27 protein-coding genes are annotated in these 24734 nt (G+C 43.2%); 21 read left to right on the top strand and 6 right to left on the bottom strand.

The genetic code is table 11. From position 1 onward, the window contains the following. Window positions 1-33: 33 nt before the first annotated feature. Genes NSQ23_RS10170 through NSQ23_RS10155 form a run of 4 tightly spaced genes read left to right on the top strand, consistent with a single transcriptional unit; the run spans window position 34 to window position 5401 of the window. Window positions 34-1500, top strand: coding sequence for a spore germination protein (locus tag NSQ23_RS10170; protein ID WP_339170613.1), 1467 nt, complete (start codon window positions 34-36; stop codon window positions 1498-1500). Then, on the top strand, window positions 1497-2597 hold the full coding sequence (locus NSQ23_RS10165; protein ID WP_339170610.1) for a GerAB/ArcD/ProY family transporter: 1101 nt from the start codon (window positions 1497-1499) through the stop codon (window positions 2595-2597). The genes NSQ23_RS10170 and NSQ23_RS10165 overlap by 4 nt, the downstream gene beginning before the upstream one ends. Further along, a complete protein-coding gene (locus tag NSQ23_RS10160; RefSeq protein ID WP_339170608.1) occupies window positions 2594-3706 on the top strand; it encodes a Ger(x)C family spore germination protein in 1113 nt (370 codons plus the stop codon). The genes NSQ23_RS10165 and NSQ23_RS10160 overlap by 4 nt, the downstream gene beginning before the upstream one ends. 36 nt (window positions 3707-3742) lie before the next feature. Beyond that, the gene (locus tag NSQ23_RS10155; RefSeq protein ID WP_339170605.1) at window positions 3743-5401 is read left to right on the top strand and encodes a bifunctional diguanylate cyclase/phosphodiesterase; all 1659 of its coding nucleotides are present in this window, start codon (window positions 3743-3745) and stop codon (window positions 5399-5401) included. A gap of 59 nt (window positions 5402-5460) precedes the next feature. Here NSQ23_RS10155 and NSQ23_RS10150 read toward each other — a convergent pair whose 3' ends face one another. Then, window positions 5461-5901 carry a YkyB family protein gene (locus tag NSQ23_RS10150; protein WP_064220879.1) on the bottom strand — a complete coding sequence of 147 codons (441 nt, stop codon included), beginning with the start codon at window positions 5899-5901 and terminating at the stop codon, window positions 5461-5463. 110 nt (window positions 5902-6011) lie between these two features. On the opposite strand from NSQ23_RS10150, the gene NSQ23_RS10145 reads away from it, so the two are divergent. From NSQ23_RS10145 to crcB (NSQ23_RS10130), 4 genes are read left to right on the top strand one after another with little or no spacing between them, the layout of a single operon-like run. Further along, window positions 6012-7523: a Ppx/GppA family phosphatase gene (locus tag NSQ23_RS10145; protein ID WP_339170603.1), complete on the top strand. Its 1512-nt coding sequence runs from the start codon at window positions 6012-6014 to the stop codon at window positions 7521-7523. Between the two features lie 2 nt (window positions 7524-7525). Then, window positions 7526-9613 carry an RNA degradosome polyphosphate kinase gene (locus tag NSQ23_RS10140; protein WP_339170602.1) on the top strand — a complete coding sequence of 696 codons (2088 nt, stop codon included), beginning with the start codon at window positions 7526-7528 and terminating at the stop codon, window positions 9611-9613. 11 nt (window positions 9614-9624) lie between these two features. Beyond that, entirely contained in the window at window positions 9625-10011 is a 387-nt protein-coding gene (gene crcB, locus NSQ23_RS10135) for a fluoride efflux transporter CrcB (protein WP_339170600.1), read from the top strand. Next, entirely contained in the window at window positions 10008-10340 is a 333-nt protein-coding gene (gene crcB, locus NSQ23_RS10130) for a fluoride efflux transporter CrcB (RefSeq protein ID WP_339170598.1), read from the top strand. Before crcB (NSQ23_RS10135) ends, crcB (NSQ23_RS10130) begins: the two co-directional genes overlap by 4 nt. Here crcB (NSQ23_RS10130) and NSQ23_RS10125 read toward each other — a convergent pair. Then, a complete protein-coding gene (locus NSQ23_RS10125) occupies window positions 10335-11183 on the bottom strand; it encodes a metallophosphoesterase (protein ID WP_339170596.1) in 849 nt (282 codons plus the stop codon). The genes crcB (NSQ23_RS10130) and NSQ23_RS10125 overlap by 6 nt on opposite strands. Before the next feature lie 148 nt (window positions 11184-11331). On the opposite strand from NSQ23_RS10125, the gene fadH reads away from it, so the two are divergent. The 9 genes from fadH (at window position 11332) to NSQ23_RS10080 (ending at window position 17610) form a co-directional block, all read left to right on the top strand. After that, the gene (fadH, locus tag NSQ23_RS10120; RefSeq protein WP_339170594.1) at window positions 11332-12087 is read left to right on the top strand and encodes a 2,4-dienoyl-CoA reductase; all 756 of its coding nucleotides are present in this window, start codon (window positions 11332-11334) and stop codon (window positions 12085-12087) included. Window positions 12088-12186: 99 nt separating this feature from the next. Then, window positions 12187-13395: an EAL-associated domain-containing protein gene (locus tag NSQ23_RS10115; RefSeq protein WP_339170591.1), complete on the top strand. Its 1209-nt coding sequence runs from the start codon at window positions 12187-12189 to the stop codon at window positions 13393-13395. A 42-nt stretch (window positions 13396-13437) separates the two neighbouring features. Further along, entirely contained in the window at window positions 13438-13671 is a 234-nt protein-coding gene (locus tag NSQ23_RS10110) for a hypothetical protein (protein WP_129000042.1), read from the top strand. Between the two features lie 99 nt (window positions 13672-13770). After that, a complete protein-coding gene (locus tag NSQ23_RS10105) occupies window positions 13771-14010 on the top strand; it encodes a YkuJ family protein (protein ID WP_003396622.1) in 240 nt (79 codons plus the stop codon). Window positions 14011-14116: 106 nt separating this feature from the next. Continuing rightward, the gene (gene cbpB, locus NSQ23_RS10100; RefSeq protein ID WP_339174379.1) at window positions 14117-14536 is read left to right on the top strand and encodes a cyclic-di-AMP-binding protein CbpB; all 420 of its coding nucleotides are present in this window, start codon (window positions 14117-14119) and stop codon (window positions 14534-14536) included. Window positions 14537-14597: 61 nt separating this feature from the next. Then, entirely contained in the window at window positions 14598-15305 is a 708-nt protein-coding gene (gene dapD / locus NSQ23_RS10095; protein ID WP_006321308.1) for a 2,3,4,5-tetrahydropyridine-2,6-dicarboxylate N-acetyltransferase, read from the top strand. Between the two features lie 42 nt (window positions 15306-15347). Further along, a complete protein-coding gene (locus NSQ23_RS10090) occupies window positions 15348-16484 on the top strand; it encodes an N-acetyldiaminopimelate deacetylase (protein ID WP_088223380.1) in 1137 nt (378 codons plus the stop codon). A 2-nt stretch (window positions 16485-16486) separates the two neighbouring features. Then, a complete protein-coding gene (locus NSQ23_RS10085) occupies window positions 16487-16948 on the top strand; it encodes a TlpA disulfide reductase family protein (RefSeq protein ID WP_339170581.1) in 462 nt (153 codons plus the stop codon). Next, window positions 16945-17610 carry a TrkA family potassium uptake protein gene (locus NSQ23_RS10080; protein WP_339170579.1) on the top strand — a complete coding sequence of 222 codons (666 nt, stop codon included), beginning with the start codon at window positions 16945-16947 and terminating at the stop codon, window positions 17608-17610. The genes NSQ23_RS10085 and NSQ23_RS10080 overlap by 4 nt, the downstream gene beginning before the upstream one ends. Window positions 17611-17660: 50 nt before the next feature. Here the strand turns inward: NSQ23_RS10080 and NSQ23_RS10075 are convergent, their stop codons facing one another. From NSQ23_RS10075 to NSQ23_RS10065, 3 genes are all read right to left on the bottom strand, one after another. After that, window positions 17661-18173 (bottom strand): hypothetical protein, encoded by a 513-nt coding sequence (locus tag NSQ23_RS10075; protein WP_339170576.1) that lies wholly within the window; start codon window positions 18171-18173, stop codon window positions 17661-17663. 431 nt (window positions 18174-18604) lie between these two features. Next, window positions 18605-20272, bottom strand: a complete 1668-nt coding sequence (gene rnjA / locus NSQ23_RS10070) for a ribonuclease J1 (RefSeq protein ID WP_339170573.1) — start codon at window positions 20270-20272, stop codon at window positions 18605-18607. Continuing rightward, window positions 20269-20484, bottom strand: coding sequence for a DNA-dependent RNA polymerase subunit epsilon (locus NSQ23_RS10065; protein ID WP_006321313.1), 216 nt, complete (start codon window positions 20482-20484; stop codon window positions 20269-20271). Before NSQ23_RS10065 ends, rnjA begins: the two co-directional genes overlap by 4 nt. Window positions 20485-20567: 83 nt before the next feature. Between NSQ23_RS10065 and NSQ23_RS10060 the strand changes: the two genes are divergently transcribed. Then, window positions 20568-20741: a hypothetical protein gene (locus tag NSQ23_RS10060; RefSeq protein ID WP_339170570.1), complete on the top strand. Its 174-nt coding sequence runs from the start codon at window positions 20568-20570 to the stop codon at window positions 20739-20741. Window positions 20742-20885: 144 nt separating this feature from the next. Next, complete coding sequence (locus tag NSQ23_RS10055) at window positions 20886-21662, top strand: Cof-type HAD-IIB family hydrolase (protein WP_339170567.1); 777 nt, start codon at window positions 20886-20888, stop codon at window positions 21660-21662. 30 nt (window positions 21663-21692) lie between these two features. On the opposite strand, the gene def is transcribed toward NSQ23_RS10055, so the two are convergent. Beyond that, on the bottom strand, window positions 21693-22247 hold the full coding sequence (def, locus tag NSQ23_RS10050; RefSeq protein WP_006321317.1) for a peptide deformylase: 555 nt from the start codon (window positions 22245-22247) through the stop codon (window positions 21693-21695). Between the two features lie 384 nt (window positions 22248-22631). Between def and pdhA the strand changes: the two genes are divergently transcribed. Both pdhA and NSQ23_RS10040 read left to right on the top strand, forming a co-directional pair. Continuing rightward, complete coding sequence (pdhA, locus tag NSQ23_RS10045) at window positions 22632-23738, top strand: pyruvate dehydrogenase (acetyl-transferring) E1 component subunit alpha (RefSeq protein WP_155732697.1); 1107 nt, start codon at window positions 22632-22634, stop codon at window positions 23736-23738. Window positions 23739-23741: 3 nt separating this feature from the next. Next, complete coding sequence (locus tag NSQ23_RS10040; protein ID WP_339170564.1) at window positions 23742-24719, top strand: alpha-ketoacid dehydrogenase subunit beta; 978 nt, start codon at window positions 23742-23744, stop codon at window positions 24717-24719. The last annotated feature ends 15 nt before the right edge of the window (window positions 24720-24734 follow it).

The raw sequence follows: 24734 nt of genomic DNA, 5'->3' as shown, positions 1-24734 counted from the left end.
GAAAAAACGAAGCGGAAGAAAAAGGGGGGCAAGATGATGTGGTTTTCGAAAAAAAATCGAGTTGATGAGGTTGCCAAACAGCTTGCCCACTCGCCAGACTTGATGTGTCGGCGCATCCAATGCAAAGGAAAAACGGTTGACGTCTTATTTTTAAGCAATTTAATTAATCATGACCACTTGCAACAAAACGTGTTGGCATTTATTCATGACCAAGAAGACGTATCGTTAAAACAGCTCGCTCGCTGTTTGCCAATCGGTGCGGTGCACGTATGTGAAACAGAAAAAGAGATGGCGTCTTACATACGCGACGGTTGGGCATGTATATATATCGAAGGAGAAACGCACGGACTTGCCGTTAACATCGCTGAAAAAGTAGAACGTTCGCTTGAAAAGGCAGAAACGGAATCGCTCGTTTTAGGACCAAAAATATCATTTACCGAGTCGATTGATACAAACATTCGCATTTTGCGCCAAAATGTGACCGATGCGAAATTAGTGACGGAAAAAATGACGATCGGGATGCGCAACCCGCTTGAAGTGCGCGTCGTGTACATCGAAGATATTGCCGATGAAGAAAACATTCAAACGGTGAAACAACGGCTGTCTGAGCTTCGCATTGACGAAGTGACCGACAGTTCCGTATTAGCTCAACTATTGGACGATCATGCGTATACGATTTTTCCGCAATATTTATTAACGGAGCTTCCTGACCGACTAGCGTACAATTTAATGAAAGGGCGCATCGGCATTTTCGTTGACCGAAGTCCGACCGTCATTATTTGTCCGACGACGTTTTTTAGCTTTTTTGAATCGACAGAAGATATTTATTTACGTTGGACGATGAGCATTGTATTGCGCGCGATTCGCATGTTCGGCATTTTTTCTTCCATTTTCTTATCGCCGCTTTATGTTGCTGTCATTACGTATCATTACGAAGTCATTCCTTCCGCTTTGCTTTTGACGATTGGCGAATCGCGTTCGCGCGTCCCATTTCCTCCCGTCATTGAAGCGTTGCTTCTTGAGTTTATGATTGAACTGTTGCGCGAAGCAGGAGCGCGCTTGCCGACAAAAGTCGGTCAAACGATGAGTATCGTCGGCGGTATCGTCCTTGGACAAGCGGCAGTCGATGCAGGATTTACGAGCAACGTGCTCATTATTATTGTTGCGTTAAGTGCGCTCGGCTCATTTACGGCTCCAAGCTACGAAATGGGCGCAACGATCCGTATTTTACGCTTTCCGATTATTTTACTCGCAGCGCTTTGGGGACTTGTCGGTATATTGATCGGCGTCAGCATGTTGCTCGTTCATTTATTGAAACTCACATCGCTTGGGCGCCCGTACTTGTCACCTGTTTATCCGTTTCGTTTCTCCGATATGAAATATGCGCTCATTCGTTTGCCACAAAAGTTTTATAGCGAACGTCCGAAGACGAATCGTCCACAAAACTCCCGCCGTTTTTCATGGCGGGAGGCGATGAATCGAAAGGATTTGGATGAATGATGAAAACGCCAAACGAACGGCTGTCGATTAACGCTTACCTCGTGTTTTTTCTCGTCCATACTGCACAAATCGGGCTTGGCATCGTCGGCGTGCAGCGCGTCATTTTTGTCGAGGCGCGCCAAGATGCATGGATTGCTGTGTTACTGAGCGGATTATGGATTCATCTTGTCGTTTTCGTCATTTGTCAAACGTTAAAACAAACAGAACATGACAACATCTTCTCGCTTCATACGTTCGTTTATGGGCGCGTATTCGGTTGGATCGCCAATGCGCTCGTTATCGCCTACTTTTTAATGGCGTATACGTCTATTTTGCTTGGTTACGTTGAAATGGCAACCACGTGGATGTACCCTGATTTTCCGCTTTGGGGGGCGGCGCTCATTTTAATTGTTTTAACGGTATATGCCCTATATGGTGGGGGATTTCGACTTGTGGCGGGCGTTAGTTTTTTAACGTTTTTTATGACGATTTGGATTGCTATCGCCGCTTTTCAACCGTTAAAATATGCCGAATGGATTCACTTATTGCCCATTCTCGAAGCGACACCAAAACAAATGGCAAACGGCGTATTAAAAACAGCATACACAATGCTTGGGTTTGAAGTGTTATATATCATTTATCCGTTTGTGAAAGAAAAAGAGCGCGTTCATCGTTATGCGCAACTTGGTGTGTTATTGACGACATTTCTTGTAGCTACTGTGACGGTCATTGCGATTGCTTTTTTTAGTCCGAAACAACTCGATGTGACCATTTGGGCATCGTTATCGATGTTTAAAGTCGTCAAATGTCCTTTTATTGAACGGTTTGAATACGTCATTATTCCGCTTTGGCTGCTCGTCATTTTACCGAATTTACTTATGTTTATGTGGGCGATGACGCGCGGCGGGAAAGCGCTTTTTCATATAAAGCAAAAATATATGTTATTCGTGTTCGCCTTTCTTTCGTTTATCGTTGCGATATTATTTCAACAGCGTGCCACCATTAACGAATTTATTGATCAAGTCGGATGGTACGGATTTTGGCTTAGTTTTGTTTATCCGTTCATACTGTACGTATTTGTGCGCATAAAAAAATGGGCAAAGGGGAGCGCGAAATGAAATGGCTCATCGTTTGTATGTTATTATTAAGCGGATGTGTACAGCCACGCATATTAGAAAGGCAAGGAATCGTTACGGCCGTTGGGTTTGACAAAAAAGGGAAGTTGTACGAAGGGGCATCCGTGATGCTTTCGTTTCAAACGAGCCACTCTTCGATGTCCGAAGTGATTGAAGCGACGAACAAAACGAGCAAAGGACTTCGTCAAGTTTTAGAAGCGCGAACGAGCCACGATTTAGGGTCAGGGCAAATTCGCGTCATCGTATACGGAAAAGAACTCGCGGAGAAAGATGGCATTTTCACGCTAACCGACACGCTCCAACGCGATGCGAATATCGGTGCGCTCGTTTATTTAGCGGTTAGCGAGCCGAATGCAAAGGAAATCGTGAAAAGTAAAAAGTATGAAGATACACCAGACATCGGGACGTATTTATATCGGTTAATTGAAAAAAACTTGCGCACCGAATCGCTGTTAGCTGCAACGTTACATGAGTTTATTCATTGTTATTACGATGTCGGAAAAGACCCGATTTTACCTTATTTATCGGTGCGTGATGATAAACCGATTGTTGAAAAAGTGGCGCTATTTCGCGGCGATAAATTTGTCGGGACGGTACGGCTTGATGAAAGTTTTTATATTAAAATATTAGTATCACAATATAAATCGGGGTTGAAAAATATTACAGTATCGCGTGACGATGTCGCCCCGTTATTAATAAAGAAAGAAGGAAAAAAAGTCAATATCGTTATTAATGAAATAAAAACAAAGCGAAAAATCAAACTTATTAGCCAAGAGCCAGTTCCGCATTTTCGCGTCACCGTCAAGTTGCAAGCGGAAATTTTAGAAATGTCCGAAAAAATGAAGCCGATTACGCAAGCGAATATACGCACGCTTGAACGCGCGATTGAAAAACAAATGAAAAAAGAAATAGAACAACTATTAAATAAACTAAAAGCATACAAAACCGATCCGATCGGCTTTGGGCAAATATACGACCACTCGGTGCGCGCATTGCAGTTGACGGATAAACAATGGTACAAGTTATATGACAACGCAAAAATAGATGTCGATATGCAAGTGTCCATTTTACGTACAGGAACAATTGACTAAATTCCGTTTCTTGATGAAAAGTTATTTTCAATTATCATGCCATATGGTTTAATAAAAGAAGGAGGGAAGAAAACAAAAAGCGAGGATTACAACATGAACGAACAGCAGTTTCTGTACCAACACCCTCCATTGATGAAATGGGAGGCCGTTGGGCAACAGTTTGATCAATACGCTCTTTTCTTTATTACCGATCGCGACGGAACGATTGTTTACATGGACGATTCATTGTCACAACAACTATCGCGTCGTTACCATGACGTTCATCAGTTCGTTGAGCGTACCGACGACATCGTCTCTTCATTGCGCGATGCGAACGTATGGCGCGGAAAAACAGTTGTTGACGATCGTCCTGCGTATGTGCACGTTCATTTGTTTCAATCGCATATCGTTTGGACCGGTTGCTTTTTGTTAGCGACGGACGGCTATAACGATTCGTTGACAGGAGCATTGTCGTACGAATCGTTTCAACGTATGCTTCGGGAGCGAATGAACGAGCGTGGGCCTTTCGCATTACTGTCGCTCAATTTAGATCGCTTTAAATTTATTAACGATTTGATCGGATATGAATACGGAAACGAATTGTTAAAACAAGTGGCGGAGCGATTGCGTCGCTATGAAAATGGCATCGTCGCACGACAAGCACGCGATCAATTTTTTCTCGCTTTTTATACGATTGACCGAAACGAAATACGCCACATGATTCGTGACGTCATCCAAATATTTTCGACTCCATTTCAACTAACAGATCAAGAATTGACGATCACACCGAGCATCGGAGTAAGCGTATTTCCAGATGATGCAACCGATTGGACGACGCTTCTATCGTTTGCCGATTTAGCGCTTGAAATCGCAAAGGAAAACGGGGGAAATACGTACTGTTTTTATACGAATGAATTAAAAAAGACGAACGAAGAAAAATTGTACATGCAACATAGCATTCGCAAAGCGTTAAAACAAAACGAATTTACGCTTCATTACCAACCGATCGTCGACATTCAAACAGGCGATGTTGTGGCGGTTGAAGCGCTGCTTCGCTGGTTTCATCCGAAGCGCGGCTGGATTTCGCCAGCAACATTTATCCCAATTGCGGAAGAAACGAATTTAATTCAACCGATCGGCGATTGGGTGTTACGAAACGTATGTGAACAAAGCAAAAAATGGAAAGAAAAAGGGCTACCGCACGTGCAAATTGGTGTCAACGTTTCCATTAAACAATTTTTGCAAGCCGACTTAGTGAAACATATTGAACATGTGCTCTGCACGTACGATTTAGACCCGTTTTGTTTAAAATTAGAAATTACCGAAAGTATGGCGATGCATCATATCGATTACGTCCTTGCGCAGTTGCAGTCGTTAAAAAATTTAGGATTGCAGCTCGCTGTCGACGATTTCGGGACAGGCTATTCTTCATTAAACTATTTAAAAAAATTGCCGGTTGATATCATTAAAATTGATCGTTCATTTATACAAGATATGGTCAAACATTCATACGATTTGTCGATTGTGCGCGCCGTCATTCAAGTGTCACACAGTTTGCAGATGAAAGTCGTCGCTGAAGGAGTGGAGACGGAAGAACAGCTTGCGATTTTAAAACGAGAAGGATGCGACCGCGCCCAAGGCTACTACTTCAGCAAGCCGCTCGCTACCGAACAACTTGAACAATTAGTCCAACGTGAGAAAGGGCGATCTCATTAAGAGGCCGCCCTTTTGTGTCATATAATAAAAATATGTGCATTGTTTATGTGAGCTTGTCCTTAGCGAAACGTTTTCCCGAACCGATGCGGACGCGACCAATCGTACCGTTTCGGTTTCGGCTCTACGTCTTCCGGTGAAATGCCTGTATACGCTTGTAATAATCGTTTGGCTTGAGACAACGGCATTTTAACAGCAGGGTTGCGATAAGAATCGTCCAACGTACCGAGATGAGGCAAATGCTTGAAGTCTTCTTTTGTTGGAGGTATGTGGAAGTAATACGCACCGATCGCCACAAGCACATCCGACTTTTGCTGGCTGTACTTCGGATTTCGGGAAAAGTGAAGCCCAACTTTTTTCGCTTTTCCTTCTTCGAGCATTTTTTCAATCGTTTTTCTCTTCAGCAAATACAAGTAAGAAGGATTTAACGCCGTTTTCGCATGACGGTTGACAGTAAACAAAGCGACCGATAAGTTTTCCACGGTGCATTCGACTGTTTCCATATTTACTCAACTCCTTTTTATTTTGATACACTTATATTATACACGATCGTTTATGTTTTTGGAAAATTTTCAATTTATTTTTTCCATTTCACGATAAGGGGGGATTCCTGTTGAAATACGGCATTATTGATATTGGCTCAAATACGATGCGCCTCGTCATTTATGAACAAAGTAAAAGCGGTCGTTTACGAGAAAGGGAAAACGTAAAAATTGCCGCCCGTTTGCGCAATTATTTAACAGAAGATGGTGTGTTTACGGAGGAAGGGCTACGTGTGCTTTTAGATGGTCTTTTGACGTTTCAAGACGTAACGCGCTTTCATCGCCTGCACGATGTGAAATGCGTCGCGACCGCCACAATTCGTCAAGCGCGCAATCGCGATGACATCGTTCGCATCGTCGCCGAACGAACGGATTTTCATATGCGTATTTTATCCGAATATGAAGAAGCATACTACGGTTTTTTAGCTGTCGTTCAATCGACGTCGTTTTATGAAGGCATTACCGTCGATGTAGGCGGAGGAAGTACGGAAGTGACGTATTTTTACAACCGCGAACTCGTTGATTATTACAGCTTTCCGTTTGGAGCGTTATCGTTAAAGCGCGATTTCGTCTCAGGAAACGTTCCGACTGATGAAGAGCTACAAACGTTGCGCGCATATATTGATAAGCAATTTCAATCGTTGCCTTGGTTGAAGCAACGCCGATTGCCGATCATCGCGATTGGCGGAAGCGCCCGCAACGTCGTACAAGTGCATCAAATGCTCCAAAACTACCCGATTGCAGGCATTCATCAATACGAAATGAAACGGGAACATATCATTCAAGTGAAAAAATATTTGCGCTCGCTCACGTTCGACCAGCTACAAAAAGTGGAGGCGTTATCGAAAGACCGAGCCGACTTAATTATTCCCGCCGTTGAAGTATTTCAAACGTTATATGAAACGGTCGATGCGACGACGTTTATTTTAAGCCGAAAAGGGTTGCGCGACGGCATTTTTTACGAACAGTTTGGACCGACGGTGTTTCCCAGCGTATTAGATGAAAGTTTTTTTGAATTAGCCCAAGACTACGAAGTAAATACAAACCACGTGCAGCACGTATTAAAACTAGTCATTCAACTGTTTGAACAAATGCGTGCGCTCGCTCTTTTCCCATTGACGGGAGAAGACCTCATTTTATTAAAGCGCGCTACTCACGTGTTTTATTTAGGACAATATGTCGATGAAGAAGCGAGCAGTCAACATACGTTTTACATTTTAGCCAATCGAACGATCGACGGCTTAAGCCATCGTGACCGCGTACAGCTCGCGCTTGTCGCTTCGTTTAAAAATAAAACGTTGTTTAAACAATACGTCCAGCCGTTTCACACATGGTTTACACGCGCTGAACAAAAAAAGCTTCGTTTTCTTGGCGCCCTATTAAAATTTGCTTACAGCTTAAACGATACAAAACGAAATGTTGTCAACCGTCTGCAACTTGAACTTCAACAAGAAACGATCGTTATACACATTTTTTGTAATCAATCATTTAAAGCGGAAGAGTATCAAGCCGAAAAACATAAAAAACATGTCGAAAAAATGTTAAAACGACCGATTTTATTACAGTTTCATATGGAGGGATGAGGATGGATTTTAGTCATCCGCGTTATTACAATAACCGCGAATTAAGTTGGCTCGCATTTAACGAGCGCGTCTTGCAAGAGGCAATGGATGAGCGCAATCCGCTATTAGAACGATTAAAATTTTTAGCGATTTTTAGCTCGAACTTAGATGAGTTTTTTATGGTGCGCGTGGCGGGCTTAAAAGATCAAGTGAAAGCTGGTTTTAATAAGCCAGAAAATAAAGCGGGATTAACGCCGAAAGAACAGTTGAAAAAAATTGCGAAAAAAACGCATGAGCTTGTGAAATGGCAGTATGACATGTACAATCGAACGTTATTGCCGATGCTACGTGCTGAAGGGGTACATTTGCTTGCCACAAATGAATGGAACGATGAACAAACAACGTATTTGCAGTCGTATTTTATGAAAAACATCTTCCCGGTGTTAACGCCGATGGCGGTCGATGCGTATCGCCCGTTTCCGATGTTGTTAAATAAAAGCTTAAACTTGGCGATCGTTCTTGAAGATGATGAAGAAGACGAAGACAATCGGAAAAAATTAGCGATTGTGCAAGTACCGGCTGTGTTAAATCGTTTCATTCCTTTGCCGGCAAACAACGACACGCACACGTATGCGCTATTAGAAGACGTCATTACGACGTTTATTCATACGCTATTTAAAGGATACAACGTTTCGTCTGTTACGCAATTTCGCATCACACGCAACGCCGATTTAACGATTCACGAAGAAGGGGCGCGCGATTTATTAAAAGAAATTGAAAAAGAGTTAAAAAAGCGAAAATGGGGCGCAGCGGTGCGGCTCGAAATGAGCAAAAAAGGGTTTGATGAGTGGGTGCTCGATTATTTGCTAGACGAACTAGAAATTCATGAAAAAGATGTATACAAAATCGACGGTCCGATTGATTTAACATTTTTGTTTTCGTTTTATCATGAAGTAGCACGATACAAAGAACATCTCGTGTTTCAAACACTCATTCCGCAACCGCCAAAAGATTTAGATGATGAGGAAGACATATTTGAAAAAGCGAAAGAAAGAGATTTATTGTTTCATCATCCGTATGAGTCGTTTGAGCCAGTAATTGATTTTATTTCCGATGCGGCAGATGACCCAGATGTGTTGGCAATTAAACAGACGCTGTATCGCGTCAGCGGTGATTCTCCCATTATTGAAGCGTTAAAGCGCGCAGCAGAAAACGGGAAACAAGTGACCGTTCTCGTTGAATTAAAGGCACGGTTTGATGAAGAAAATAACGTGCAATGGGCGAAGGAGCTTGAAAAGGCAGGGTGTCACGTCATTTACGGCATGACGCATTTAAAAACGCATAGTAAAATTACGTTAATCGTTCGGCAAAAACACGGAAAAATTGAGCGGTTCGTTCATTTAGGAACAGGCAATTATAACGATGCGACTGCCAAAGTGTACACCGATTTCGGCTTCATTACCGCAAACGAACAATTTGGCGAAGATGCGACAAACTTTTTTAATTATTTAAGCGGCTATATGGAAAAGCCTGAGTTTCATCATTTAGTCGTCGCTCCGTTTGATTTACGACAACAATTTTTACAACTGATCGATGAAGAAATTCGTTACCATAAACAATACGGCGACGGACGCATCATCGCGAAAATGAATTCGCTGACGGATAAACAGCTCATCATGAAGTTATATGAAGCGTCACAAGCAGGGGTACAAATCGATTTAATTGTGCGGGGTATTTGTTGTTTGCGTCCACAAATGAAAGGAGTAAGTGAAAATATTCGCGTTCGCAGCATCGTCGGCCGCTTTTTAGAACATAGCCGCGTTTATTATTTTCATCATCATGGAAAAGAATGCGTCTTTTTATCGTCCGCCGATTGGATGACGCGCAATATGGATCGCCGCATCGAAATTTTATTCCCGATTTTCCGTCAACAATTAAAAGAGCGGCTTATTGAGGTGTTACACATTTTGCTTTCTGATAACGTCAAAGCGCGCGAACAAAATGAAGATGGCGAGTACGAATATGTGAAACGAAAAGAAGACGAAGAAGAAGTCGATAGCCAAATGACGTTATTTCAAATGGCGTATGATGTGGCAGACGATGAAGAGTAGGAGATGATTGAATGAAAGAAAGTGGAGCAGTCGCCATTGGGGGAGCATTCGGAGCGTTATGTCGTTACGGCGTTGCGCTTGCTTTTCCGTTTCTTACATTTCCGTGGGGAACGTTGTTTGTCAATTACATCGGTTCGTTTTTGCTTGGCGCATTGACGTCTTACGCCGGAAAAAGAAAAGTTGCTGAATGGCTGCGGCTTGCGATCGGCACAGGGTTTTGCGGCGGATTGACAACAATGTCGACGTTTAGTAAGGAAACGGTCGTGTTATGGCACGAACATATCGGATTAGCGAACATATATGTGTTTGTTTCTTTCGTTGGTGGGTTGCTTTGTTGTTATGTGGGCGTATATGTCGGGGAACGGATCGGTGCAAGAAGCGTAGGTGAGGCGTCATGATGTATGTCGCACTTGGTGGCGCGTTAGGGGCGTGGTGTCGGTACAAGCTTGGCATATGGCTGATGCGTTGGACGAAACAGTCACCTGTGCCTCTTTCCATTTTATTTATTAACTGGATCGGTTCGTTTGGGCTCGGTATCGCGCTTGCCTACGACGTCCAGTCGGTTGGAGTGACGGTCGGCTTTTTTGGCGCGTTTACGACGTTTTCAACATTTAGCGTTGAAGCTTTACAGCTGTTATTGGGCAAACAATATAAAGAAGCGTTTTTGTACATAAGCGCTTCAATCATTGGGAGCATATGTTTATTTCAAGCCGGGTTGATGTTATGACCCGGCTTTTAACGTAAACAACGTAAGTTCTGGCGGCGTTAAAAAGCGAAACGGCATGCGCGTCGTACCAAGTCCGCGATTGACGTACAAGGTGAGCTGCTCGATGTCATAAAATCCTTCAACATACTGTTTCGCAAGCGGAGGGGTTACGAGCGGGCCGATCCAAGGCAGTTGAATTTGCCCCCCATGGCTATGACCTGACAATTGAAGATGAAACGGATAGACGCTCGCTTGCGTCACAAGGTCAGGTTCATGAATTAAAGCGATCGTGTACGTTTCTTTCGGCATATGTTGCACCGTTTTCGCGAAATTTGGCTTACCGAGCATAAAATCATCCAAGCCAGCAATGACAATTTGTTCGTTACCTTGTTTGACGGATACCCATTCATTGACAAGTAGTCGAAATCCGCTTGCTGTCATCATTCGTTTATATATGTCTGTTCCGTATCCGCCATGATCGTGGTTTCCGTAAATGCAAAATTTCCCTAGCGGAGCGTGAAGCTGGGTGAGCAGCGATGTAATCGCATCGACATGTTCATATTGATTCGGTTCATCTAGTAAATCTCCTGTAAAACAAATGACATGCGGATCGAGGTCATTCATTCGTTTCACGACCCGTTGAAAATGGTCAACAGAATAATGATACCCTAAATGTACATCGCTAAACTGAAGCAGTCGGCATCCGTCAAAGCTTTTCGGGATGAGCGGATGGACGACATCATATCGCCGTACCGTCAACTGTTGCGGTTCTACATACTTTGCGTACATGTATCCGGCAGTGGAAAGCAAAGCTCCTTTGACGAATAAAGAAAAAATCGTTTTAAAAAAATCTCGTCGTTTCATTCGCTTCAACCTTACATATGAAATGTTCTTCACCCATTATAAAAGAAAAAAGTCGATAAAAACAGCAAAAACAATATTAAAAATTTTCTAAATATATAGTACAATAAAAAGTGAATGAATAACCATTCATAAAAAGGGGATGAGGAGAATGAACGGGAAAGTCATTATTGTGACAGGCGGTTCAAGTGGCATGGGGAAATATATGGCGAAGCGTTTTGCGGATGAAGGGGCGCATGTCGTCATTACAGGAAGACGAAAAGAAGCGCTTGACGAAGCAGCAAATGAAATAGGCGGAAGCGTATTGCCGATCGTGATGGACGTACGCAAACCAGAATTAGTTGCGGCGATGGTGAAAGAAACAGATGAGCGCTTCGGAAAAATTGATGCATTAATTAACAACGCTGCCGGCAACTTTATTTGTCCAGCCGAAAAGCTATCCATTAACGGCTGGAATAGCGTCATTGATATCGTCCTAAACGGCACGTTTTATTGTAGCCGAGAAGTGGGAAACTATTGGATCGAAAAAGGACAAAAAGGGTCGATCATTAACATTGTCGCTACATATGCTTGGGGAGCAGGAGCGGGCGTCATTCATTCCGCATGTGCGAAAGCAGGCGTGTTGACGATGACGCGCACATTAGCAGTCGAATGGGGGAAAAAATACGGTTTTCGCGTGAATGCCATCGCGCCAGGTCCAATTGAGCGAACAGGCGGGGCAGAAAAGCTTATTTTATCAGAGGAGATGGAAAAACGTGTGAAAGATAGCGTGCCGCTCGGACGCTTCGGGACGCCAGAAGAAATTGCAGGTGTCGCCTCGTTTTTACTTTCTGATGCGGCTGCCTACATTAATGGGGAATGCATTACCGTTGATGGCGGGCAATGGCTCAATCAACATCCGTTTTAAAGCGACGTTTATTGGCGTCGCTTTTCTTTTGTTTCCTAACAAACACTTTTATTTTTCTTATGATATAATGGTTGAAAAAACAGGGGAGGAGGCGTCGTTTTGGATGCGCTAGACATTTTAACACATATCGATCAAGTCGTCCCGCATTATCAGCCGATTTTTAGTGCTGATGAGCAGTGCATCGTTGGATACGAAGTGCTCGGTCGCTTTCAACAAGATGGTGAAGTCATCAGCCTCGGTCCATTTTTTCACGATGAAACAATTCCAGAAGAGTTTCGTATGGAAGTCGATGTTGCCATAACGACGAAGGCGCTCGAACAGTTTGTCAGCGAACAGCCAGCATCGCTTATTTTTATCAATCGTGACGCAAACGTGTTAATGCTTGATCGAGGTGAATCGTTTTTACAATTACTTCTTCCATATAAAGAAAAAGGATTGCGATTAAACCAAGTCGTCCTTGAAATAACCGAACATCATTTCAAAGGCGACATTCAACAGCTCGGGCACGTATTGACGTATTTGCGTACATACGGCATTCAAATTGCGGTTGATAACATCGGAAAAGAAAGCAGCAATTTAGATCGCATTCGTCTGTTGGCACCCGATTTATTAAAAATTGATTTACATTCGTTGCGCACGTCAACCGTATCGTACGATGATGTGCTGTATTCGATCTCGCTTTTAGCGCGCAAAATTGGCGCAACGCTTTTGTATGAAGACATTGAAAACGCCTTTCAGCTGCAATACGCGTGGCGAAACGGAGGAAGGTATTATCAAGGATATTATTTGCACGAACCTTCGCCATCATTTCTTCCGAAAGACTTATTAAAAGAAACGTTGCGCAATCAGTTTCATACGTTCATTCAGCACGAAAAAAAGAAACTGCAAACGTTGTATGACATTTCCGAACAGTTTCAAGCGCGCATTTCCGAGCTCGTTTCTAAATATAAAAAAGCGTCATCGTTTAACGAACTCATTTCTGCCTTAGCCAAACAGTTAAGCGATTGCAGTTTTCGCATTTACATATGCGATGAAGACGGATTTCAACAGTCCGCAAACATATTTAAGCAAGGCGAAACGTGGGAGTTACAGCCCCAATACGAAATGAAAAACTGGAGCTGGCGCCCATATTTTTTAGAAAACATTATTCGCATGCGCTCACGCAAGCGCGGCATTTTATCAGATTTGTACAGCGATATTGAAACAGGTGAAATGATTCGCACATATTCGTATCCGATTGATGAACACCATTATTTATTTATCGACTTAACGTACGAGTATTTATTTGAACATAACGCCCATTTGTAATAAAACGTCGCTTGCGGTGGAAAAGTAAACTTGAGGTGAACGATGATGGACACATTTTCTTGGATGCTTTTACTGATCGCAAGCGGGGTATTAGTTTGGGGATTTGTGTATACGTATCAAGTTGGCAAACGCCAAAAAACGCAAGGCGAATACGATACGAGCGTTGGCGAGAAAGTAGCTGCCCATCCGTATGTACGCAATCCGGTATTTATTGCTTACATCGTGTTTGTTGTTTTATTAATCGGCTACATCGCATACGTCGCGCTTCAAACGTAAGCCCGCTATGGTGGGCTTTCGTTTTTGTTTACTTTTTATGCGAATCTTGGTACAGTAGTGAATAGTCGTTGAAATACGTATCGGAAAGGAATGAACGTCATGTCGCAATTATTAGGCATTATCCAACGTTTAATTAGCTTGCAAGAACAAAAAACAGGAACGAATGAAGCGCCACAACGTAACTTCGAAGTGAACGGTGAAAAAAAATGTAGCGTCACATATTACGAAAAAACGAACACGTTCGTATTAGAAGTGTACGAAAAAGGCGAGAAGCCGAAATCGTATCAGTTTGACAACATTGATATGATCGCCATCGAAATTTTTGATTTGTTGAATTAAGTCTTCACATCGGTGAAGGCTTTTTTTTACACTTCTCGCTTTTCCATATCGAAACGAACATGGTACAATGACAAATGGGGATTATATTGTGAAAGGCGGAATGACGATGCAACAACCACCGCTTATTGAACTGATGATTCCGTCCGATAAAGTGGCGCACGTGCAAGTAGGGAACCATTTAGAACACGCATTATTAGTATTGACGCGCACAGGATATTCAGCCATTCCTGTGTTAGATATGACGTACAAACTACAAGGGCTCATTAGTATGACGATGATTATGGATGCGATTTTAGGCATTGAACGCATTGAATTTGAGCGCCTCGAGACGATGACAGTCGAACAAGTGATGCAAAAAAATATGCCGCGTTTACATGTGAACGATTCATTTTTAAAAGCGTTGAAGCTGCTTATTGACCATCCGTTCGTTTGCGTCGAAAACGATGACGGCTACTTTGTAGGGATCGTGACGCGCCGAGAAATATTAAAGCGGTTCAATCGCTCGATGTACGAAAAGCGACAATAAGCTTGTCACCGTTTGTTTCATTTGTTAAAGTAAAAAATAAAACGACAAGGAGGAACTGACCATGATGATGGATGCAAATGAAATTATTTCGTTTATTCAAAACAGCAAAAAGAAAACACCTGTGAAAGTATACATAAAAGGAGACATTGCCGACATCGATTTCGGTCCGAGCGCGAAAACATTTATTACAGGTCAGACAGGCGTCGTATTTGGCGAATGGGCAGACATTGAAGCGGCACTTGAAGCAAACAAACATAAGATTGAAGACTACGTCGTTGAAAACGACCGCCGCAATTCAGCCATTCCGCTTCTTGACTTAAAACATATTAAAGCGCGCATCGAGCCGGGAGCAATCATTCGCGATCAAGTGCAAATTGGTGACAATGCGGTTATTATGATGGGGGCGGTCATTAATATCGGCGCCGTTGTCGGTGAAGGTACGATGATTGATATGAATGCGGTGCTCGGCGGACGGGCGACAGTAGGGAAAAACTGTCACGTTGGGGCAGGCGCTGTACTTGCCGGCGTCATCGAACCACCATCCGCAAAACCGGTTATCGTAGAAGACGATGTCATGATCGGAGCAAATGCGGTTATTTTAGAAGGTGTAACGGTCGGAAAAGGTGCGGTCGTTGCGGCTGGGGCGATTGTGACAGAAGATGTGCCGCCATATACGGTCGTTGCAGGTGTACCTGCGCGTGTCATTAAACAAATCGATGAAAAAACGAAAGCGAAAGTAGAAATTAAACAAGAACTTCGTCAACTATAAAGCGTGGATCGATTCCACGCTTTTTTCAAAAGGAGGAAACGTATGGGCGACTTTATTCATATTCGCCGTGATTTACACCAAATTCCCGAACTCGGCTTTCAAGAGTTTAAAACACAACAATACATATTAGACTATCTTGCCACCCTTCCGTCTGAGCGACTGCAAATCAAAACGTGGCGCACAGGTATTCTCGTGCACGTTCATGGCACTGCACCAACGAAAACGATCGGTTATCGCGCCGATATGGACGGATTGCCAATTGACGAACAAACAGACGTTCCGTTTCGTTCAACGCATGAAGGACGCATGCACGCGTGTGGGCACGATATGCATATGGCGATTGCGCTCGGTGTGCTTACTCATGTTGTTCATCATCCCATTTGTGATGACATGCTGTTTATTTTTCAACCAGCCGAAGAAGGACCGGGCGGGGCGCTTCCGATGTTGGAGAGCGACGAAATGAAACAATGGATGCCCGATATGATCCTTGCTTTGCATATCGCTCCAGAATATCCGGTCGGAACGATCGCAACAAAAGAAGGGCTATTGTTTGCGAACACGTCCGAACTGTTTATTGACTTAATCGGCAAAGGAGGGCATGCCGCGTTTCCGCATGAAACGAAAGATATGGTCGTTGCGGCAAGCTCCCTTATCATGCAGCTGCAAACGATCGTCTCACGCAACGTCAATCCGCTCGATAGCGCTGTTATTACAGTTGGCAAACTAACGAGCGGGACGGTACAAAACGTTATCGCTGAGCGCGCACGGCTTGAAGGAACGATTCGTACACTTTCACCAGAAGCGATGGAAAAAGTGAAAGGGCGCATTGAAGCGATTGTGCGCGGCGTCGAAGTCGCTTACGACTGCCAAGCGCACATTGATTACGGTTCGATGTATTATCAAGTGTACAACGACGAGACGTTAACGAACGAATTTATGCAGTTTGTTGAGAAAGAAACAAATGTACGCCTCGTTCGTTGTCAAGAAGCGATGACGGGCGAAGATTTCGGCTACATGCTTGCGCGCATTCCTGGTTTTATGTTTTGGCTCGGCGTGCAATCACCGTTCGGCTTACATCATGCGAAATTAAACCCAAACGAAGAGGCGATCGATGTTGCGATTCAACTGCTTACCCGTTACGTCACTTGGAAAGGAAATCATAAAGTAAAGGAAGAATAATGATGAAACTACGAGAACTTATGCCATCACTAGACGGAGCAACACTTGTACTCAACGGAAATGTCACGCGTGAACAGCTCATTGGAAAACCGACGCTCATTCATTTTTGGGCGGTCAGTTGCCATCTTTGTAAAGACGGAATGAAACAAGTAAACGTCTTCCGCGAGCGTTACAAAGGGGAATTGCACGTCGTATCTGTCCATATGCCGCGACGCGATGGCGACGAAAACGTAGAAGTCGTCCAACAGCTAGCTGAACAATACGGCATGACCCATCCGCTTTTTATTGACAACGACCATCGGTTAAAAGAAGCGTTTGATAATCGCTGCGTGCCGACGTACTATATATTTGATGCAAATGGTCATTTTCGCCATTACCAAGCAGGAAGCGGTGGAATGAATATGTTAGAAAAACGAATTATTCGCGTCATTGATGAATATCGAGCAAGAGGGGATATTGAATGAAAAAGAAGGAGTTTGCTGTCATCGGCCTCGGACGCTTTGGCGGTAGCGTATGTCGCACGTTAAGCGAACAAGGCATGGAAGTGCTTGCGATTGATATAAACGAAGATAAAGTGAACGAATATGCATCAATTGCATCGCAGGCGGTCGTTGCTGACACAACAGACGAAAACGTCTTAAAAAGTTTAGGCATTCGTAACTTCGACCACGTCATCGTCGCGATTGGCGATAACATTCAAGCGAGCATTTTGACGACATTAATTTTAAAAGAGCTTGGTGTTGAAAAAATTACAGTGAAAGCAACGAACGATTATCATGAAAAAGTGTTGAAAAAAATTGGAGCGGATCATATCGTTCATCCGGAGCGCGATATGGGTGAGCGCATCGCGAACAATATGATTTCAAACAACGTGCTCGACTATTTAGAACTGTCTGACCAACATAGCATCGTTGAAATTGTCGCGAATGAAAAACTTCATGGTCACTCCTTATTAGAGCTCGACATTCGCGCGAAATACGGCATTAACATCGTGGCGATTAAACGGCATAACGACATTATCGTCTCGCCGCTCGCATCAGAAACGATTTACGAAGGGGATATTTTAATCGTCATCGGTGCCGATCAAGACATCGACCGCTTCGAAAGCGAAGTCGTTGACGAATAAAAAAGAAGGTGTCCAAACGGGCACCTTCTTAAAAAAGATAGAGCATATTGCTAACTTCTTTCATAGCTATTTATTTGTGAAATTTTTGAAGTTTTTTGTTTCTCTTCTAGATATTTTAATTGGATTTCAAACACTTTTTCTCTTGGTACGTAATGAATGACTCCTTGTTTCAAAAGTGCATCCACTTTTTTCACTTTTTTCATTATTTCTTTCCGAAGCTTTGTATTTTTAATTTCAAAAGGAACATCATTTAAAGTATATGGTTGCCCAATGAATTGTTTATGAATAATATACATATTTTGTATCAATAAATAACTATCATAACGATTTATTTTAATTGGGTGTATAAAATCCGGTCTTTTCATCGATAATGCTTTAATCTTCCCGTTTTTATCATCATCTTTTGTGATAGGAATACAAACAAGCCCGTCGGGAAATTCTTCTTTTTCAATGACTAAAATTAACATAGGCCTTTTCTCTTTTGTAGGTACTTTATATTGTGCCCAGTCGGTGATTGAAAAAAATTCTTCCTTAATAAAATAAATTTTGAAATGTTCAGACATTTTTTAATACCCCAATCTAAAAAAAAAGAAGCGGATACCCCACTTCTTTTTTGACAAGTTTTCGAGTCCGCCATTTATTAGTCGCCTGCGGATGAGCGACAAGTTTTCGAGTCCGCCATTTGTTAGTCGCCTGCGGATGAGCGACAAATTTTCAAGTCACTTGTCCAGCCTTTCGTCGTGCAATTTTTAATGGTGGCGAAAGACTAATCATGGGTAACTAACACACCCCACATTTGTATTTTTATTATATTCAACAAAATATATTCTGTCAATGAACACATTCGACAGGATCCTGATTATACCAAAGCACGAACCTGTCTTTTTTTTCTCCCACAAACATTTTGCTCATACGAATTAAATGTTTGAAGGCAAAGGAGAAAATGTATTTTAACGTTTTAAAAAGAAGGTGTCCAAACGGGCACCTTCTTTTTTTACACTTCCATAATAATCGGTAAAATCATCGGTTTTCGCTTCGTTTTTTCGTATAAAAACGGCGCAAGGGTGTCGGTAATTTCTGTTTTAATGTCCGACCATTGATTTGTTCCTTGTTCGAGTAACTGTTGTAAATGTTTCGCAATAAGCTGTTGTGCATCGTTAATTAAATTGCCCGATTCACGCATGTAGACGAATCCGCGTGAAATGATGTCTGGACCTGCGGCAATTTTCATTTCTTTCATGTTGATGCTCACAACGACGATGACTAATCCTTCTTCCGACAAAATGCGACGGTCGCGCAAGACGATGTTGCCGATATCGCCAATGCCACTCCCGTCAATATACACCGAGCCGGACGGAATTTTACCGACGATGCTTGCTCCTTCTTCACTAATGCCAAGCACTTCTCCGTTGTCCATAATAAAGCAGTTTTCTTCTGGTACACCGCAATCGACAGCTAGTTTTACATGCATTTTTTGCATGCGATATTCACCGTGAATCGGCATGAAATATTTCGGTTTCATGAGGCGAATCATTAATTTTTGTTCCTCTTGTCCGCCGTGACCGGACGTATGAATATCGCTAAGCGGCCCGTGAATGACTTCCGCTCCTGCACGCGCAAGCATGTTAATGATGCGATTGACGCTTACTGTATTGCCCGGAATTGGCGAAGATGAAAAGACGACCGTATCGCCCGGCACAATTTGAATTTGGCGATGTGACCCATTGGCGATGCGCGATAACGCCGCCATCGGCTCACCTTGGCTTCCGGTGCAAAGAATGGTGACGCGATGAGCAGGAAGGCGGTTAATTTGTGAAGCGTCAACGAACGTATCTTTCGGACATTTAATGTAGCCGAGCTGTTGTCCAATTTCGATGGCCGCTTCCATGCTGCGACCGAAGACAGCAATTTTTCGATTGTTTAACACAGCCGCTTCCGTCACTTGTTGCAAGCGGTGAATGTTGGAAGCAAACGTCGCAAAAATAATGCGTCCTTGTACTTTTCGGAAAATGTCGTGAATGCTTTCGCCGACGCGCCGTTCCGACATTGTAAAATGCGGGATTTCGCTATTTGTACTATCCGATAATAAACAAAGAACGCCTTCTTTTCCGATTTCGGCCATTTTCGTTAAGTTCGCCGGCTCGCCGACAGGGGTGAAGTCAAATTTAAAGTCACCTGTATGCACAATTTGACCGACTGGCGTTTTCACAACGATGCCGTAGCTATCTGGAATGCTATGTGTCGTTCGGAAAAATGTGACCGCTGTTTTCCCGAACGAAATGACGTCATCTTCTTTAATTTCAATCAGTTTCGTTTGACGCAACAATCCGTGTTCTTCTAGCTTATTGCGAATAAGTCCGAGCGCCAATTTGCCGCCATAAATCGGTATGTTCACTTGACGAAGTAAATACGGAATGCCGCCAATATGGTCTTCGTGTCCATGGGTAATAAATAATCCTTTAATGTTTTCTGCGTTTTTCACTAAATAGCTATAATCAGGGATGACGTAATCAATTCCGAGCAATTCGTCTTCTGGAAACTTAATGCCGGCATCAATGACGATAATTTCATCTTCATACTGCACGCCATATGTATTTTTTCCGATTTCGCCTAGACCGCCGAGGGCGAAAACGCCAACTTGTTTATTTTTCAACATGTTCATTGTTCAATCTCCAATACGTGAAAATCAGGGTTTTGTTGCTCGTACGCTAAATGCGCACCTTCAAGCGGCTGAATGTATTCAATATTGATATGACGGTCTTGTAATTTTCGGCGCACATCTCGCTCGCTTTCCGCTTCGATGTAGAGTGTTTTCGTTTTTTCTCTTACCGGCACTTCATCGATCGTTTCTTGATAAAATACTTTAAAAATCAACGTTCATCTCTCCTTATGTGTAATGTTGTAATGATTTTATTAGCCCCGAGCGCGTTCCGCTTTTCTTATTATATATAAAAAGTGTGGAATGGGAAACAAAATTGAAAAGAAGCCCTTCAACAGAAGGGCTCGTACAACTAAGCAATGGATTTTCTGCGCAAAAGTTCTTTCCATTGTTTGAGCAGCTTGCGTTTCAACTTTTTCAACATGACGCATCACTCCTCACTTTTATTGTATCCGATTTTGTCGGAAAGTAAATGTTTTATCTACTATTTATTATAAGAAGATGCTCGACAAATTTTGCATGGGAAAATATACATTGAAACAACCAATTTATTGACAATATGGCGCAGTTCCGTTACGGTAAGTTTGTGAACTTTTACACGAGGAGCGCGAGAAGCATGGAGAGAAAGATCGTCTTTTTTGATATTGACGGAACGTTGTTAGATCATGATAAACAGTTGCCGGAATCGACATATGAAGCGATACATGAATTAAAAAAACAAGGGGTATATGTAGCGATCGCCACCGGACGAGCGCCGTTTATGTTTGAATGGCTGCGAAAAGAGCTTGACATTCAATCGTTTGTCAGCTTTAACGGACAGTATGTTGTTTTTGAAGGGGAGGTCATTTACAATCAACCGCTTGATCGGGAACAGCTCCGCGCATTAAAACAAATGGCACGCGACAATGACCATCCGCTTATTTTTATGGACGCCGACACGATGCGAGCAAGTGTAGCCGATCATCCGTACATTCACGAAGGCATGGGCAGCTTAAAGTTTGAGCATCCACCGCACGATGAAACGTATGATGAACGAAACGACATTTATCAAGCGCTCTTGTTTTGCAAGCCGGAAGAAGAACAGCCGTATGTGACGTCGTTTCCGACGTTTCACTTCGTTCGCTGGCATGCGGTGTCAACGGACGTATTGCCGTATGGAGGGTCAAAAGCAGAAGGAATTAAAAAAATGATGAACGAACTCGGCATTCCGCGCGAAAACGTTTATGCGTTCGGCGACGGGTTAAACGATACAGAAATGCTTCGCTTTGTCGGTACAGGCGTCGCGATGGGAAATGGGCATGAAGAAGCGAAAAAAGTAGCTGATTTCATTACAAAACCGGTCGATGAAGACGGCATTTTATTCGGACTACGTCACCTTGGTTTAGTAAAATAAAAGGGCACCGTCATGGTAGCCCTTTTATTATTATCGTTCAATCGGAATGGCGCCAGCTGGCACGTCGTACGGATTTTGTTTATTAATATGGTCATAAAACATAATGCCGTTTAAATGGTCAATTTCATGTTGAAACACGATCGCTGGAAGCCCTTTTAAGCGCAGTTTCACCGTTTCGCCCTCAAGCGTCGTTCCGGTGACGGTAATGCGCATATAGCGCGGCACGTAACCCGGAATTGCTTCGTCTACAGACAAACAACCTTCTCCGCTCGTTAAATAGCACATCTCAACCGAATGGCTCACAATTTTCGGATTAAATAACGCATAGCTATGCAACGTTCCTTTTTCATCCGTCACATGCACCGCAATCATTCGTTTCGAGACGTTAATTTGTGGGGCAGCTAAGCCAATGCCTGGACGAAGCCCGTATGCCTTCGCTAGCTCAGGATCTTGGCTCATTTTTACATATTCCAATAAACTCGCTAAAATGCGGCGATCTTCTTCAGAAGGGGGAAGGGGAACTTCTTCCGCTACTTTTCGTAACGTCGGATGCCCATCTTTAATAATATCTTTCATCGTAATCACGTCGTTTCACTCCTTCATACATAAAGTAGACTACGTTTTATTATGGGCGATCATGCACAAAAGTGCAATCGCCTGACGAAACATACATAAACACGTTGTAAAACAGAAATAATACAGATTGAAAAAAATAAGTATAACAGATTCATAACACAGTTAAAATTTTCTAAATTTCATTTTTGCATAGAACGTGTCAAGCAAACTGGTTGACGTGCGTTGTCGAAAGGTGTAAACTGAAAGATGTAAAAAAACAGTTGTATTAATCGTAATTGCTTTTTTTATTAATACAGCTTTTCATACACAAGCGTAGTAAAAACAAATCGTTTTTGGGCAAATTAAAAGGTGCATCATTTTACGTGTTGAAAAAGAAAGGATGAGGTGAACAACATGGGTAAAAAGCCCCTATTTGATGTGAAAAAGCAACTTGAAAAAGTCGCTGAGCAGTTCCCGACATTTCAAATTTTAAATGAAGAAGGCGAAGTCGTAAACGAAGCGGCAATGCCAGATTTAACAGATGAGCAATTAAAAGAGTTAATGCGCCGCATGGTATACACGCGCGTACTTGACCAACGTTGCATTTCGTTAAACCGTCAAGGACGTCTCGGCTTCTATGCGCCAACCGCAGGACAAGAAGCGAGCCAATTAGCGAGCCATTTCGCGCTAGAAAAAGAAGACTTCATTTTACCGGGCTATCGTGACGTTCCGCAAATGATTTGGCACGGTTTACCGCTTTACCAAGCATTTTTATTTTCACGCGGACATTTCCATGGCAACCAAATTCCTGAAGATGTAAACGTGTTGCCGCCGCAGATTATTATCGGTGCGCAAATTATTCAAGCAGCCGGCGTTGCGCTTGGTATGAAAAAACGCGGCAAAAAAGCGGTTGCGGTTACATATACAGGTGACGGCGGTGCATCACAAGGGGACTTCTACGAAGGAATGAACTTCGCAGGGGCATTTAACGCACCAGCGATCTTTATCGTTCAAAACAACCGTTTTGCGATTTCGACACCAGTCGAAAAACAATCCGCGGCAAAAACAATCGCCCAAAAAGCAGTTGCAGCAGGTATTCCGGGCATTCAAGTTGACGGAATGGATCCGCTTGCCGTGTATGTCGCAGTTCGTGACGCTCGCGAGCGTGCAATTAACGGCGGAGGACCAACATTGATTGAAACGCTTTGCTTCCGTTACGGTCCACATACAATGGCAGGAGACGACCCAACACGCTATCGTTCGAAAGAGCTTGAAAACGAATGGGAGAAAAAAGATCCGCTCGTTCGCTTCCGCAAGTTTTTAGAAAACAAAGGATTATGGAGCGAAGAAGAAGAAAGTCGCGTGATCGAACAAGCGAAAGAAGACATTAAAGAAGCGATTAAGAAAGCGGACGAAACACCAAAACAAAAAGTAACAGACTTAATGTCGATCATGTACGAAGAGATGCCTGCGTTTTTAAAAGAACAATACGAAATCTACAAAGAAAAGGAGTCGAAATAAGCAATGGCGCAAATGACAATGATTCAAGCAATCACGGATGCGTTGCGCGTAGAAATGCGCAAAGACCCGAACGTTCTTGTGTTCGGTGAAGACGTCGGTGTAAACGGCGGGGTATTCCGCGCGACAGAAGGATTGCAAGCAGAGTTTGGCGAAGATCGCGTATTCGACACACCGCTTGCAGAATCAGGAATCGGCGGTTTAGCGATCGGTTTAGCGTTGCAAGGATTCCGCCCTGTGCCTGAAATTCAATTTTTCGGATTCGTCTATGAAGTGATGGATTCCATTTCTGGTCAAATGGCGCGCATGCGCTATCGTTCTGGCGGACGCTTCCATGCGCCAATTACGGTTCGCTCGCCATTCGGTGGCGGCGTACATACGCCAGAATTGCACGCTGACAGCTTAGAAGGGCTTGTTGCACAACAGCCAGGATTAAAAGTTGTCATCCCATCGACACCGTACGATGCGAAAGGGTTACTCATTTCAGCCATTCGCGACAACGATCCGGTCATTTTCTTAGAGCATATGAAATTGTACCGTTCGTTCCGTCAAGAAGTGCCAGAAGGCGAATATACGATTCCAATCGGAAAAGCAGACATTAAACGTGAAGGAACAGACGTGTCTGTCATCACGTACGGTGCAATGGTGCACGAGTCATTAAAAGCAGCAGAGGAGCTTGAAAAAGAAGGTATTTCTGTTGAAGTCATCGACTTACGTACCGTTCAACCGTTAGACATTGAAACGATTATCGCATCAGTTGAAAAAACAGGTCGTGCGGTTGTTGTACAAGAAGCACAAAAACAAGCAGGTATTGCCGCAAACGTTGTTGCAGAAATTAATGAACGTGCGATTCTTAGCCTTGAAGCGCCAGTATTGCGCGTCGCGGCACCAGATACAGTATATCCGTTCTCGCAAGCAGAGCCAGTATGGTTGCCAAACTTTAAAGATGTGATTGAAACGGTGAAAAAAGTCATGACGTTTTAATGGAGGGGGCCTTCC

This window comes from Anoxybacillus sp. FSL W8-1294 (genome assembly GCF_037965005.1).
Classification (GTDB): domain Bacteria; phylum Bacillota; class Bacilli; order Bacillales; family Anoxybacillaceae; genus Anoxybacillus; species Anoxybacillus flavithermus_G.
Note: the sequence above shows the minus strand (reverse complement) of the source record. Positions and strands in the feature narration are given on the sequence as shown.

Coding starts and splice junctions, on each gene's coding strand:
- NSQ23_RS10170 (WP_339170613.1), top strand. CDS start 34: ATGATGTGGTTTTCGAAAAAAAATCGAGTTGATGAGGTTGCCAAACAG.
- NSQ23_RS10165 (WP_339170610.1), top strand. CDS start 1,497: ATGATGAAAACGCCAAACGAACGGCTGTCGATTAACGCTTACCTCGTG.
- NSQ23_RS10160 (WP_339170608.1), top strand. CDS start 2,594: ATGAAATGGCTCATCGTTTGTATGTTATTATTAAGCGGATGTGTACAG.
- NSQ23_RS10155 (WP_339170605.1), top strand. CDS start 3,743: ATGCCATATGGTTTAATAAAAGAAGGAGGGAAGAAAACAAAAAGCGAG.
- NSQ23_RS10150 (WP_064220879.1), bottom strand. CDS start 5,901: ATGGAAACAGTCGAATGCACCGTGGAAAACTTATCGGTCGCTTTGTTT.
- NSQ23_RS10140 (WP_339170602.1), top strand. CDS start 7,526: ATGGATTTTAGTCATCCGCGTTATTACAATAACCGCGAATTAAGTTGG.
- crcB (WP_339170600.1), top strand. CDS start 9,625: ATGAAAGAAAGTGGAGCAGTCGCCATTGGGGGAGCATTCGGAGCGTTA.
- crcB (WP_339170598.1), top strand. CDS start 10,008: ATGATGTATGTCGCACTTGGTGGCGCGTTAGGGGCGTGGTGTCGGTAC.
- NSQ23_RS10125 (WP_339170596.1), bottom strand. CDS start 11,183: ATGAAACGACGAGATTTTTTTAAAACGATTTTTTCTTTATTCGTCAAA.
- fadH (WP_339170594.1), top strand. CDS start 11,332: ATGAACGGGAAAGTCATTATTGTGACAGGCGGTTCAAGTGGCATGGGG.
- NSQ23_RS10110 (WP_129000042.1), top strand. CDS start 13,438: ATGATGGACACATTTTCTTGGATGCTTTTACTGATCGCAAGCGGGGTA.
- NSQ23_RS10105 (WP_003396622.1), top strand. CDS start 13,771: ATGTCGCAATTATTAGGCATTATCCAACGTTTAATTAGCTTGCAAGAA.
- cbpB (WP_339174379.1), top strand. CDS start 14,117: ATGCAACAACCACCGCTTATTGAACTGATGATTCCGTCCGATAAAGTG.
- dapD (WP_006321308.1), top strand. CDS start 14,598: ATGATGATGGATGCAAATGAAATTATTTCGTTTATTCAAAACAGCAAA.
- NSQ23_RS10090 (WP_088223380.1), top strand. CDS start 15,348: ATGGGCGACTTTATTCATATTCGCCGTGATTTACACCAAATTCCCGAA.
- NSQ23_RS10085 (WP_339170581.1), top strand. CDS start 16,487: ATGAAACTACGAGAACTTATGCCATCACTAGACGGAGCAACACTTGTA.
- NSQ23_RS10080 (WP_339170579.1), top strand. CDS start 16,945: ATGAAAAAGAAGGAGTTTGCTGTCATCGGCCTCGGACGCTTTGGCGGT.
- NSQ23_RS10075 (WP_339170576.1), bottom strand. CDS start 18,173: ATGTCTGAACATTTCAAAATTTATTTTATTAAGGAAGAATTTTTTTCA.
- rnjA (WP_339170573.1), bottom strand. CDS start 20,272: ATGAACATGTTGAAAAATAAACAAGTTGGCGTTTTCGCCCTCGGCGGT.
- NSQ23_RS10055 (WP_339170567.1), top strand. CDS start 20,886: ATGGAGAGAAAGATCGTCTTTTTTGATATTGACGGAACGTTGTTAGAT.
- pdhA (WP_155732697.1), top strand. CDS start 22,632: ATGGGTAAAAAGCCCCTATTTGATGTGAAAAAGCAACTTGAAAAAGTC.
- NSQ23_RS10040 (WP_339170564.1), top strand. CDS start 23,742: ATGGCGCAAATGACAATGATTCAAGCAATCACGGATGCGTTGCGCGTA.